The organism is Spirillospora sp. NPDC049024, from assembly GCF_040649235.1.
Lineage (GTDB): Bacteria > Actinomycetota > Actinomycetes > Streptosporangiales > Streptosporangiaceae > Spirillospora.
Map to the genome: position 1 here is coordinate 146,819 of NZ_JBEZFD010000003.1, position 12,061 is coordinate 158,879.

The 12,061-nt window shown below is 72.1% G+C and carries 14 protein-coding genes; 8 read left to right on the forward strand and 6 right to left on the reverse strand.

All coding sequences use genetic code 11. The annotated features are described in order from the left end of the window. Positions 1-12: 12 nt before the first annotated feature. Entirely contained in the window at positions 13-813 is an 801-nt protein-coding gene (locus tag AB0C21_RS06245; RefSeq protein WP_500202977.1) for a hypothetical protein, read from the reverse strand. 197 nt (positions 814-1,010) lie between these two features. On the opposite strand from AB0C21_RS06245, the gene AB0C21_RS06250 reads away from it, so the two are divergent. From AB0C21_RS06250 to AB0C21_RS06265, 4 genes are all read left to right on the forward strand, one after another. Next, on the forward strand, positions 1,011-1,421 hold the full coding sequence (locus AB0C21_RS06250) for a hypothetical protein (RefSeq protein WP_500202978.1): 411 nt from the start codon (positions 1,011-1,013) through the stop codon (positions 1,419-1,421). Positions 1,422-1,470: 49 nt separating this feature from the next. Continuing rightward, positions 1,471-1,983: a hypothetical protein gene (locus tag AB0C21_RS06255; RefSeq protein ID WP_500202979.1), complete on the forward strand. Its 513-nt coding sequence runs from the start codon at positions 1,471-1,473 to the stop codon at positions 1,981-1,983. Positions 1,984-2,146: 163 nt separating this feature from the next. Beyond that, positions 2,147-2,815 carry a DsbA family protein gene (locus tag AB0C21_RS06260; protein ID WP_500202980.1) on the forward strand — a complete coding sequence of 223 codons (669 nt, stop codon included), beginning with the start codon at positions 2,147-2,149 and terminating at the stop codon, positions 2,813-2,815. Next, positions 2,812-3,699 carry a cytochrome c biogenesis CcdA family protein gene (locus AB0C21_RS06265; RefSeq protein WP_500202981.1) on the forward strand — a complete coding sequence of 296 codons (888 nt, stop codon included), beginning with the start codon at positions 2,812-2,814 and terminating at the stop codon, positions 3,697-3,699. The genes AB0C21_RS06260 and AB0C21_RS06265 overlap by 4 nt, the downstream gene beginning before the upstream one ends. Positions 3,700-3,795: 96 nt before the next feature. Here AB0C21_RS06265 and AB0C21_RS06270 read toward each other — a convergent pair whose 3' ends face one another. Continuing rightward, positions 3,796-4,302, reverse strand: coding sequence for a hypothetical protein (locus AB0C21_RS06270; RefSeq protein ID WP_500202982.1), 507 nt, complete (start codon positions 4,300-4,302; stop codon positions 3,796-3,798). Positions 4,303-4,525: 223 nt separating this feature from the next. On the opposite strand from AB0C21_RS06270, the gene AB0C21_RS06275 reads away from it, so the two are divergent. The 3 genes from AB0C21_RS06275 (at position 4,526) to AB0C21_RS06285 (ending at position 7,540) form a co-directional block, all read left to right on the forward strand. Then, on the forward strand, positions 4,526-5,911 hold the full coding sequence (locus AB0C21_RS06275; RefSeq protein WP_500203314.1) for an MBL fold metallo-hydrolase: 1,386 nt from the start codon (positions 4,526-4,528) through the stop codon (positions 5,909-5,911). Positions 5,912-5,993: 82 nt separating this feature from the next. Beyond that, complete coding sequence (locus tag AB0C21_RS06280) at positions 5,994-7,199, forward strand: NAD(P)/FAD-dependent oxidoreductase (protein WP_500202983.1); 1,206 nt, start codon at positions 5,994-5,996, stop codon at positions 7,197-7,199. 104 nt (positions 7,200-7,303) lie between these two features. Further along, on the forward strand, positions 7,304-7,540 hold the full coding sequence (locus tag AB0C21_RS06285) for a hypothetical protein (protein WP_500202984.1): 237 nt from the start codon (positions 7,304-7,306) through the stop codon (positions 7,538-7,540). Between the two features lie 13 nt (positions 7,541-7,553). Here AB0C21_RS06285 and AB0C21_RS06290 read toward each other — a convergent pair whose 3' ends face one another. Continuing rightward, complete coding sequence (locus AB0C21_RS06290; RefSeq protein WP_500202985.1) at positions 7,554-8,429, reverse strand: SAM-dependent methyltransferase; 876 nt, start codon at positions 8,427-8,429, stop codon at positions 7,554-7,556. Positions 8,430-8,696: 267 nt separating this feature from the next. On the opposite strand from AB0C21_RS06290, the gene AB0C21_RS06295 reads away from it, so the two are divergent. After that, a complete protein-coding gene (locus AB0C21_RS06295; RefSeq protein WP_500202986.1) occupies positions 8,697-9,068 on the forward strand; it encodes a CBS domain-containing protein in 372 nt (123 codons plus the stop codon). 24 nt (positions 9,069-9,092) lie between these two features. Here the strand turns inward: AB0C21_RS06295 and AB0C21_RS06300 are convergent, their stop codons facing one another. The 3 genes from AB0C21_RS06300 to AB0C21_RS06310 all read right to left on the reverse strand — a co-directional run bounded on the left by AB0C21_RS06300 (position 9,093) and on the right by AB0C21_RS06310 (position 11,964). Next, the gene (locus AB0C21_RS06300; RefSeq protein WP_500202987.1) at positions 9,093-9,752 is read right to left on the reverse strand and encodes a hypothetical protein; all 660 of its coding nucleotides are present in this window, start codon (positions 9,750-9,752) and stop codon (positions 9,093-9,095) included. An 11-nt stretch (positions 9,753-9,763) separates the two neighbouring features. Continuing rightward, entirely contained in the window at positions 9,764-10,453 is a 690-nt protein-coding gene (locus AB0C21_RS06305; RefSeq protein ID WP_500202988.1) for a hypothetical protein, read from the reverse strand. Positions 10,454-10,602: 149 nt separating this feature from the next. Continuing rightward, entirely contained in the window at positions 10,603-11,964 is a 1,362-nt protein-coding gene (locus AB0C21_RS06310) for a M20/M25/M40 family metallo-hydrolase (protein WP_500202989.1), read from the reverse strand. Between the last annotated feature and the right edge of the window lie 97 nt (positions 11,965-12,061).

Below are 12,061 nucleotides of genomic sequence, written 5' to 3' on the forward strand. Positions count from 1 at the left end.
GGTCGGGCGCCGTCAGGTCAACCACTGCTCGGGCAAGGTGGGTAGCAGGGCGTGGAGCGACTCCGCGGTGCGTCCGCGGAAGGTGATCTTGGCGGCGGTCCCGGGGCGCCGCCTCGGCCACGGATCCTTCTCCGACTCCTCCTCGGTCAGGACCATGGTGTGTTCGAGGTGCACGAGGACGTCCGGAGCCAGGAACCAGCGGTCGGGCGCCATGGGGACGATCCAGTCGTGGCAGGGCACGGCAGAGGACAACGCCAGTTCCTCGAAACGCCCGGCCAGTTCGGCGATCTGCTCTTCCCGGAGCTCCGCGTGAACGATCAAGCGCTCGTCGCGCCACCAGTGCTCGCGCAGTACCAGGTCCATCAGCGCCACCGACAGACGGTCGGTGAACGGCAGCAGCCGAGAGTAGTCGCTCGGATGGGTCTGGAACGTCGGAGGGTCGTCCAAGCACAGGTCGTCGAGGAGCATGTAGCGCTCCCAGGCTCCCTGGTTCTCCGCCTGGTAAATCAACGCCCGCGTGTCCGCGTCGATGTCGAAGTTCTCAACACCTTTCAGGCGGTGCATGAGGCTGCGGTCCTGGTCGAGGAGGCCGACGTACCGCCTGCTGAAGAGCAGCAACGCCTGCCTCAACGCCGCCGGAAAGGTGATCCCCAACCGCCGCTCGGCTTCCTGGACCTCCCCCGGGGTGTAGGCGTCGCGCGTGGACAGCGGAGTCGTCCACGCGGCGCAGTACCGGGAGACGAACCGGAACGCGGCCTCCGTGCTCCGCATGCCCGCGGCGAGTTCCTCAGCAAGATCGAACCGGGTCGGCATGACGGGGATCCTAGGCACGGCGCATCCGCCGAGAGCGGCGGTCGCCGCTATTCGAGCGGAACCGCGTTGGCCGCCGTCGGCCGGATCCCGGCGAGAGGTCACCTATAGTGACCCACGAATCTTCATCGTGAGCAGGAAGGTCGTCTGGCATGCCGTCTCCGGTCCGTCCGAGATCCGCGTGGTCTCGGCCGTCCCTGGTGCTGGCGTTTCTGGTCGTCCTCCTGATGGTCGGCTGCCTCATGCAGCTCGGCAAGGGCGCCGCCGTCTTCCGGTCCGCCTCCGCCTCGCCCGTATCGGCCGAGGCCGTGGTCACCGGATACGCGGCCTCTGCGCGGGGGCTTCCCGGCGACGCGGTCTCCACCGAGCGTGCGGCGCCCGAGTCAAAGGATTCCGGGACGGAGCCGGGCGCCGGCCAGTGCGGCAAGAAGACGGTGGCCGAGGCACCCTCGCCTGCGCCCGCCGCCCAGCCCTTGCCGGTCCCGGCCGTCATGGTCCCGGCCTCGCTCGCCGAGAGCGCGGCGCCGCCGGGCGCGGCCGTCGCGGGAGCGCCGCCGGGGCCCGCGCCGTCCCCACCCGACCCCGCCGGGCTCTGCGTTCTGCGGATCTAGAGGCCCCGTTCACCCGGGCCCTCAGATCCGACCGAACGGAGTCCATCCGATGATCTCTGCTCGCCCGCCCGTGCGGGCGTCCGCCGGCATGTGCGCCAAAGCCGGTCGTGCGCTGGCCTGCTGGCCGGTCCGCCGCTGGGCAGTGGCCGCCGCCGGAGCCGCCGGGACCGCGCTCGTGGTGGGAGCGCCCACCGACGTGATCCCCAACCCGCTGTTCGGCCGGTCCGTGCCGGTGCAGTGGTGGAACTACCCCGTACTTGGCATTACCGCCCTGCTGGCCGGGCTGGTCCTGGCCACCTACATCGGCCGGCCGCCCACCGCGGATTCCGGTGCGGCCAGGCGTCTGGGGCCTCTCGGCAGCGTCCTGTCGTTCTTCGCGATCGGGTGCCCCGTGTGCAACAAGGCGGTGCTCCTGCTGCTGGGCACGTCCGGCGCCCTGACGATCTGGGCCCCGCTCCAGCCGGTCGTGGCCCTGCTGTCGATCGCGTTGCTGGCCGCGGCCGCCGTGAGGCGCCTCGCCGGCGAGATCGACTGCCCTGCCGGAACGCCCGGCCCGGCCTGATCCCTTACACGTCCATCCGCGCCGCGCGGTCGTTCCACCTGACCACGGGCCAGGCCCACGCCGGTCGTCCGGTCAGCGGCGCGCGCTCTTCGAAAGGCTCTTGTCCGCCGTGTCAGCATCACCCGCCAAAGCCCGTTCCCGACGTTCTCTCACCATCGCGGGCGTGCTGCTCGCAGCCGCTCTGCTCCTCGGCCTGGCCGCCATCGGCGGCCGGAGCGGGAAGGAAGCCGATACCGCCGGATCACCGTCGGCGTCGGCCTCACCCTCACGCTCCCGGGCCGGTGGTCCCGACCTGGCCCGGCGCAAAGACGGCGACCCCTTCGCCCTCGGCCGCACCGACGCCCCGGTCGTCATGATCGAGTACAGCGACTTCCAGTGCCCGTTCTGCGGCCGGTTCGCCCGCGAGACCGAGCCCCGGCTGATCCAGAAGTACGTCGACACCGGCGTGCTGCGGATCGAGTGGCGCAACTTCCCGATCTTCGGAGACGAGTCCAAGGCCGCGGCGCAGGCGTCCTACGCCGCGGGACGGCAGGGCCGCTTCTGGGCCTTCCACGACCGGGTGTACGCCGAGCCCCGGCGCCGCAACTCCGGCGACCTCGCCGACAAGCACCTGGTCGCCTGGGCGCGCGAAGCGGGCGTGCCCGACCTGGAACGCTTCCGCGCCGACATGAAGAGCGGCGAGGCCGAGGACGCCATGATCGCCGACCAGGTCGAGGGCTACCGGGCCGGCGCCGCCAGCACCCCCACGTTCCTGGTCAACGGCCGGCCGATCCTCGGCGCCCAGCCGTTCGAGGTGTTCGCCCAGGCCATCGAGGAGGCACGCGGCCGATGAGCATCGGTTACCCGGCCGCCTTCCTCGGCGGTGTCCTCACCCTGTTCAGCCCGTGCAGCGCACTGCTGCTCCCGGCGTTCTTCGCCTACTCCTTCACCGAACGCACCCGGCTCGTGTCCCGCACGGCGGTCTTCTACCTCGGGCTCTGCACGACGCTGGTCCCGCTCGGCGCCGCCGGAGCGATGGCGGGCCGGCTCTTCTACGGGCACCGCGACCTGCTGGTCGCCCTCGGCGGTTGGACGATCATCGCGCTCGGCGCCGCCCAGATCGCCGGCCTCGGCTTCGGCTCGGCCCGGCTCCAGGGGCTCGCCACCAGGCGCGGCCAGGCGGGTTCCGCCATGTCGGTCGGGCTGCTGGGCTCCGTCTACGGGCTGTCGGGGTTCTGCGCCGGCCCCCTGCTCGGCGGCGTCCTCACCGTCTCCGCGGTCGGCGGGAACCCGCTGTACGGAGCGTCGCTGCTGGCGCTGTACGCGCTCGGCATGGCCGTCCCGCTGTTCGTGCTGGCCCTGCTGTGGGACCGCTTCGACCTGGGACGGCGCCGCGGGCTGCGCGGCCGGCCGGTCAGGCTCGGGCCGCTGCGGGTCCATTCCACGTCGCTCGCCGGCGGGCTGTTCTTCATCGTCCTGGGAACGCTGTTCCTGGTCTTCGACGGCACCTCGGCCCTCCCCGGCTTCGTGGACCCCGACACCGAGTTCGCCATGGAGGAGTCGGTGGCCCGCATCGGCGCAGCGGTGCCCGACGGCCTGCTCCTCGGCGCCCTGGCGGCCGTGGCCGCCGCCGCGGGCGGCGCGTTCCTGTGGCGCGGCCTGCGGGGCGGCCGCCGTCCACGGACCGGCGAACGGGCCGACCCCGGCGCCCCGAGCAGGTCACCGAGCGCGCGTTGACGGCCGGCGCCGCCGTGGCGCCCGCGTTCGCGGCGGCCCTGGCCTGCTCGGTCTCCAGCGAGGAGACCCGGGCGAACGCGAGCACCGGCCCCGAGTTCAGGCCGAGGGGATTCGCAGGTTCGAGTAGTGGGGGTGGGTGAAGGGGTAGTCGCTGGTGGTCCAGTGCTGTAGGGCCTGGTGGAGCTTGGTGTAGTAGCCCGCCTCGTACGCGTCGGGGGTCACCCACCAGCTGACGTCGACGTCGTGTGCTGCCAGGTCTTCGGTCAGCGCCTGCCGGACGCCCATCGGATAGAGGTAGGCGCAGCCGATGTAGCCGCGGCCGTCGGCCTCGACGCAGAAGGCGAACGACTTGCCGTCCCGGAACTCGCACTCGTGCCAGACGAGGTCGACGTAGTTCTCGTCCTCGGTGACCGGGCCGGTCGGCCAGTCGCCGCCGCGGGTCTCGCTGATCAGGTCGAGGCTCGCGTTGACACCGCGCACGTCGGCGACCAGGTCGTCGCGGGTGAGCGCGTGAGCGGTGACGTCGTCGTACCGCAGCAGGCGGGGCGCGTCGAAACCCTCCGGCAGTGCCAGCTTCTTCGTGTATCCGCTCAGGTCGGTCATCGGCGCACGGTAGCGCAAATGGAGCCCCCGATGGCCCGCGAACTCCCGCGCCTCGGCCGGAGGCGGACCGTCGGCGCACGGATACCCCAGGGGGTATTTGCCACATCGTCCACCCGTCGCCTAGTCTCTGAGGCATACCCCCTGGGGTATCAACCGGTTCGTCGGAACCCAGCAGCTCCCGGACCCGCAACCCGCGAAAGGAACCGCAGCAATGGAGAGTCGGCTGTACATCGCCCAGCACTATCTGGAGTGCCTGTCGCAGGCCTCCTACCTGATCGGCGACATGGAGACCGGACGCGCCGTCATCGTCGATCCGCGCCGGGACATCTCCGAATACCTCGACGACGCCGCGGCCAACGGCCTGAACATCGAAGGCGTCATCAACACCCACTTCCACGCCGACTTCCTCTCCGGCCACCTGGAACTGGCCGCCCGCACCGGAGCGTGGATCGGCTACGGCGCGCGGGCCGAGGCCGAGTTCCCGATCCGGAAGCTGCACGACCACGAGCGCATCAGCCTCGGCGACGTCACCCTGGAGATCCTCGAGACCCCCGGCCACACGCCCGAGTCGATCAGCGTCCTCGTGTACGAGCGCTCCGGCGACACCGTCCCCTACGGCGTGCTGACGGGGGACGCGCTGTTCATCGGCGATGTCGGCCGCCCGGACCTGCTGGCCTCGATCGGCGTCACCGCCGACGAGCTCGGCAGGATGCTCTACGACACCGTCCAGCACAAGCTGATGGCCCTGCCGGACCAGACCCGCCTCTTCCCCGCGCACGGCGCCGGTTCGGCCTGCGGCAAGAACCTCTCGGCCGAACTGCAGTCGACCATCGGCGCGCAGCGGCTGAGCAACTACGCCTGCCGCCCCATGAGCGAGCGGGAGTTCGTCGACATCGTCACCGAGGGCCAGCCCCCGGCGCCGAAGTACTTCGTCTACGACGCGATCCTCAACCGCAAGGAGCGGGAGCTGCTCCAGGTCGACGAGCACCTGAAGGCGCTGTCCTTCACGGACGTCCTCGCGCGGCGCGACGCCGGTTCGGTGGTCGTGGACGCCCGGGACCCGCGGGAGTTCGCCGCCGGCCACCTCGCCGGCTCGATCAACATCCCCGCCGACGGCCGGTTCGCCGAGCAGGCCGGCATGCTCGTCGAGCCCGGGCAGGAGATCATCGTGATCGCGCCCGAGGGCCGCGAGGAGGAGCTGATCATCCGCCTCGCCCGGATCGGCCTGGACACGGCCGCCGGCTACCTGGCCGACGCCGAGGAGGCCTTCACGCAGGCACCCGAGCAGATCGTCCAGGCGGAACGGCTCACCTTCGCCGACCTGCGCGCGGAGCTCGACGGCGCGGCGCCGCCTCTCGTGGTCGACGTCCGCAACGCCGGCGAGCTGGCGAACGGCCGCATCGAGGGCTCGGTCAACATCCCGCTGGCCCAGCTGCCCGGGCGCATGGACGAGGTCCCCGCCGACCGGCGGATCGTCGTCAACTGCGCCGGCGGCGCACGCTCCTCGGTCGCCGCGAGCCTGCTCCGCAGGGCCGGCCGCGCCGACGTGGCCGACCTGCTCGGCGGCTACGGCGCCTGGGCCGCGGCGTACGCCCCGGCCGAAGCCTGATCCATCCCGGCGCGCCCTGCCTGGAACCGGTTCCAGGCAGGCGCCGGCAGGGCGCGCCGCACCCACCCGGAGGGAGCACCTCATGTCCACCACCCCGCACCGGCACCCCGTCCTGATCATCGGTGGCGGTACCGCCGGGATCACCGTCGCCGCCAGGCTGCGCCGCAAGGGCGTCCGCGGCATCGCGATCCTGGAGCCGTCCGACACCCACTGGTACCAGCCGCTGTGGACCCTGGTCGGCGGCGGCCGGGCGTCCACCGAGCTCACCCGCAGGCCCGAGCGGTCCGTGATCCCGCCCGGCGTGGAATGGATCCGCGACGCCGCCACCGCCGTCGACCCCGACGCCGAAACGGTCACCACCGCGAGCGGCGCCGAACTCCGCTACGAGCACCTGGTGCTGGCCCCCGGCCTGCAACTCGACTGGAGCGCCGTCCCGGGCCTCGCCGAATCGGTCGGACGCGACGGCGTGTCCAGCAACTACTCCCCCGAGTACGCCCCGAAGACCTGGGAGTTCATCCGGAACCTCACGTCCGGCACGGCCGTGTTCACCCACCCCGCCGGGCCGATCAAGTGCGGCGGCGCCCCGCAGAAGATCGCCTATCTGGCCGCCGACCACTGGCGCCGGGAGGGCACGCTGAAGGACATCCGCGTCATCCTCGCCCTCGCCGAACCGGCGATCTTCAAGGTCGAGCCCTACGCCCGCGAGCTGGAGAAGGTCGCGGCCCGCTACGGCATCGAGGTCCGCCTGCAGTCGGAGCTCCTCTCGGTCGACCCCGAGCGCCGCGAACTGACCCTCGCCGACCGCGCCGCGGGCGACACGGAGAGGATCTCCTACGACCTCCTCCACGCGACGCCACCGCAGAGCGCTCCGGACTGGCTGAAGACGAGCCCTCTCGCAGACCCGGCGAGCCCCTACGGCTACGTCGAGGCGGACGCCCACACCCTCGTCCACCCGCGTTACCCGAACGTCTACGTTCTCGGGGACGTCGCCAACCTGCCGACGTCCAAGACGGGCGCGGCCGTCCGCAAGCAGGCCCCCGTCGTCGTCGAGAACCTCATCGCCGGCATGGCGGGCCGCTCCGGCACCGGTCGTTACGACGGCTACACCTCCTGCCCCCTCGTCACGGCCCGCGACAAAATGCTGCTCGCCGAATTCGACTACGACCTCGCTCTCGCCCCTTCCTTCCCCATCATCAATCTGAAGAAGGAGCGCCGAGACATGTGGTACCTCAAGCGCTACGGCCTGCCCGCCCTCTACTGGCACGGCATGCTCAAGGGCCGCGCCTGACCAGCGGCTCAACGAGGGAAGACGGCTTTTTCGGCCCGCGAACAATAGAATGAAATCGGTGTTCGGTATCGCGTTCGGGGAGCGCGCGGCCACGAGGGGCATAAATGGAATCGGATGCCCTGCCCGTCTGGATACCGCTCGGCTGTGCGCTGCTGTCGATCGGCATATTCGTCCAGCACCGCCGGCTGTGGTCGGGAAAGCCCTCCGAAAAGCGCAAGGACTTCCTCTTCCTGAGCAGTCAGGAGGGCAGCAAGGACGGGACGGTCCTGGGACTGAGGCACCTCGCCGCGGCCTTCGCACGTTCCAGGGAGTTGAGCGACCTGCGGCCCTCCTGGAGGTGAGGCCAAGAGAGGCTCAGAGGCGCAGTGCGGTGACCGAGCCTCCGCCGGAGGCATGCGGCAGTGCTCGCCCGTAGGAGGCGGCGATCTCCTCTAGGGTGCGGAACTCGGTCCGCCAGCCGTGCCGCTCCAGCCACTCCGGCGCGTCCGGGCCGAGTCCGCGCTCGTCGTCGACGGAGCGCGCCGTCATGCCCGGCATGACGCGGTCGGCGCCCGGCACCGTCCGGATCCGTTCGGCCATGGCCTGCAGCGGGATGTGCCCGAACCCGAAGCGGCTGCCGGACACCGAGAGCTCACCGATCGTCGTAGCGATCCGCCGGGCGTCCCGCCTCGGCAGAAAGCCGAGAACGCCCGCGTCCACCCAGTGGGTGGGAAGCGTGGCCCGGAAGCCCGCCTCCAGCAGGGCTTCCGACCAGTTCTGGCGCAGGTCGGCCGCGACGACGCTGCGCTCACATGACGGCACGGCCCCGAGTGCGTCCAGGATCGGTTCCTTGAAGGCGAACATCTCCGGGAGGTCGATCTCGAACAGGTGCACCGATCGCGGCAGGCCGAGCCTGAAGGCGTAGGTGTCCAGGCCGGCACCGAGCAGGACGATCTGCCGGCGGCCGGCGGCGACCGCGTCGCGGAGCCCGTCGTCGCCCATCCGCACCCCGATGGTGCGTCCCGGATAGAAGGTCTCGACCAGTTCCTGCACGCCGGCCCAGGTGTCGGCGGCGCCGGCCGGCGCCGAGGGTGCGAGGAACTCCCGTTCGGCCGCGTCGGCGAACGCCTGCGCGTACGGGTCCTCGTACAACCGGTCGGTGCGCGCGGTCTCCCGAGCCCTGATGAGGGCGACCCCGATCGCCGTCACCCCGACGCCCGCCAACGACTCCGGCAACGTCACGGCCGCCATCCGCCGCCTCCCTCGCAGTCGGCACGGCGCTCCGTGCGCCGCTCAGAAAGACACTACCGTCTACATGAGGACGGCGATCCTCCAGGCCTCGCCACCGCCCGCACAGCGTGGCCGTTGTCGCCCGTGTTCGCGAGAGGAATCCGTACGGCGCCCCGTCCCTGGAGGGCGCGCCTGACAATCCGGCAGGTCAAGGGGACTTTTGGGGCGTTTCCGGCGGGATGGAACGGAAACGCTGCGGCGTGTGGGGCGAAGCCATGGGGAGGGAACATGCTGATCAGCAACGTGTACCGGCCGGGCGTCCTCGGCTGCCAGGCGGAGGACCGGCTGGACCAGGTGGCGCGCAAAATGGTGGAGGACGACGTCGGCGCGCTGGCCGTGCTCGACGGGGAGCGGGTCGTCGGGATCATCACCGAGCGGGACCTCGTCGGCGCGCTGGCCCTTGCGGCGGACCCGGCGTCCCGGGCCACGGCGTACGCGTCGACCAGGCTCAAGACCGCCGCGCTGGACGAGGACTCGCGGGAGGTCGCCCGCCGGATGCTGGAGGAGGGCATCCGCCACCTCCCGGTCGCCGACCGCGGACGCCTGGTCGGCATGGTGTCGATGCGGGACCTGCTCGCCCTGGAGACCTGGGCCCTGTGACGGCGTGGGCCTTCGGCTCCGGGGTCAGTGCCTCGGGGCCAGGCCTGTGTAGATCGACTTCACGTAGTCCGGGGCCTTGGCGCCCCGGCGGGGGCGGAAGTCGAACGCAGAGCCGTCGGTGAAGTCGATCCGGATGAACCACTCCGGCCGCGGGCTGCGGCCGAGCGGCACCGCCCGCAGGCCCCGGACGGCCGCGAACGGGATCTCCCAGCAGGTCGTCAGGGGCCCGGCCGGGTCCTGCGAGTCGCCGAAGGCGCCGCGGACGCGACCGCGCAGCCCGCCCGGCCTTTCGGCGGGACGCGCGAACCGCGACTCCACTGACACCGCGAGCCGCCGGTCCGTGAGCAGCAGCCACGCCTCGTCGGCGTACCCGGCCATGTGGGCGGCGACCGCGGCCGCCGCCGCGTCCGGTCCGGGCGCGTGCGCCCACCCCCACACCACCGGGTCCTCGGCCCATTCGTCGTACCAGAACCGGCCCGTCCGGACCGGGTCGGTCGGGAGGGGCCAGGACGGGTCCGGCACCTGCGAGCCGCCCGTGACGGCGGACGGGTGCGGGGCCGCGCTCACCCCCCGGACGGTCGCGCCGATGTGGCCGGCGGCGTGGTCGCCCATGACCAGCCTCTCGCCCGGCGCACACCAGTGCGCGCGGGCGATCTCGTACAGTTTCTGCTCGTTGCGCGGCACGTGGTCACCCGTCAGGAGCGTTGCGCGGCGAGGTGGGCGAGCCGTCCCGCCGCCTCGTCGTCTGGTGCGGTGATGTCGAAGCCGGAACCGTCGTGAAGCCCGATCCGCAGGACCGGGACCTTGCGGGGACGGTACCCGGAGGGCAGCTTGCGCCGGTCAAGGCCGACGTGCGCGATCTGCGCCGCCGGGATCTCGGCGAGGCCCGCGACGCGTGACAGCGGCACCGGTTCGCCCGGTGGATAGGGATGGTCGCGGGCGAGCGCGCGCCCGATCTCCGCCGCCCCGGCGGCGATCCTGCGGGCCCGCGACAGCACGCCCCCCTGCGGTTCGTTCTGCGCTCCGGACTCGGCGGCCTCGGCCTGGAGCATCGCGACGATGCCGATCCGGTACGGGGTGAGGACCCAGTAGCGGGTCTCCTGGGAGTCGGGAAGCGCCACCCGCGCGGCCAGGCCGCTGCTCGGCCCGTGGACCACCATCGCCGGCGGGTCGAGGCCGTCTTCACGGAACGCCGAATCTATGCCGGCTCCGACGGCGTTCAGCACGGCGCGTCCGGCACCGCCCGGGATGCCCCGCCAGTCGTGGCCGTCCACGTCGAACCGCAGGGCCGCGCCGTGGCAGTACAGGCACAGCAGGACGGGCTCGTCCGGACGGCACCAGTGCCGCCGCAGCGCCAGCGTCCCGCCGAGCTCCCGCCCGCTCATCGGTGCGCCTTCCCGATCACCATGGCGAGATCATAGTGAGGGAGCCGTGGCCGCCCTCCGAAACTCGTCGACGGCCCGCCCCGTTCGGCCGCATCCGGGTCGCAGCGAGGGGCGGCCTCTCACCGAAGCCGCCCCTCACGCTTTCTCCACTACTTGCGGCGGGCCACGTCGTAGAGGGCGCAGCCGATCAGTTCGAGGGACACTTGGAGCCGCTCCAGGCTGACGTTCTGGGCGATCGTGTCCTCAGGGGTGTGGTAGAGGGGCTCCAGCTGGCTGGGCGCCTCACCGCCGCGCCAGCTGAAGTTGCCCGCCGGGATCCCGCGCTCGTAGAAGGCCTCGTGGTCGCTGGAGCCCCGGGCGGTGGGGCCCTTGGTCTGGTCGGCGTAGCCGAGCCGCTGCGCGGCGGCGTTCACGGCGGCCGTGGTGGTGTTGTCCGCGCCGTCCACCGACAGCAGCCAGTACGTGCCCGCGGGCGGATGGCTGGTGGCGACCATGTCGTTCTGGAAGCAGCCGGTGATCTGCCCGACGCCCGCCTCGTCGAGCTGCTTCACGTAGTACCGGGCGCCGACCAGGCCGTTCTCCTCCGCGCCCCACAGGCAGACGCGGACCGCCTGCTGGGTGGGGAGCCGCTTCAGGACGCGCGCCAGTTCCAGGCACAGGACGGTGCCGCTGCCGTCGTCGTTGGCGCCGGGCGAGCCGGGGACGCTGTCGTAGTGCGCGCTGACGATGACGGCCTTGCCCGCGGGGTTGGGCAGCGACGCCTTCCGCTCGGCCAGGACGTTGTACGAGGTCAGCCCCGTGTGGTGGGTGATCTTGAAGGACAGCCGCCGGGCGCCCGCGCGGATCCGCTCGCCGTGGTACTCGGCCAGGCCCAGCACCGGGATCGCGACCGTCTCCTTCAGGTTCGGGACGAACGTGCCGGCCTTGCGCTCGGGATAGGTCGTCGAGCGCGCGTTGACGATGAGCGCCGCCGCGGCGCCCGCGGCGGCGGCGGCCTTGGCCTGCTCGGTCTCCATGCCGGGGACGCGGTCGAACAGCACGAGTCGGCCGCGCACGTCGCCGGTCACCTCGGTGGCCTTGCCCATGTCCGCCACCGTGCCGTCCAGGGACGCGACGGCGCCTTGCGGGGAGGCACTGCACTGCCAGTCCCGCTCGCCCCGGGAGCGGATCTCCGCCAGGTACTTGTCGGCGATCGGGAAGGGCTGGAGTTCGACCGTGTAGCCGAGGTCGCGCAGATATCCGGCGATGTAGCGGGCGGCGCGGTGCTCGGCCGGGGTGCCGGAGACGCGCCAGCCGATCTCGTCGCTGAGCACCTTCAGGTGCCGCAGCGCGCGGCGGGCGTCGACCCGGGCGACCACGGCCTTGTCGCCGGCGGTGAGGGAGGGCGAGCGGAGGGCACCGGGGCGCTGCCGGGTCGCGGCGGCGGCGGTGCCGGGGAGCAGGCCGACGGTCGCGAACCCGGTGAGGGCGGCGACCCCGGCCAGCAGATCACGGCGTTTGACCTCGGACATGGCGTCTCCTCAAGGAGGTCGAGGCCACCGCCCGCCGGCCTCGGATCTCGAGTCGGTCGCGGACGGCGGCGGGACAACGGATCATCCCCCGATTGGG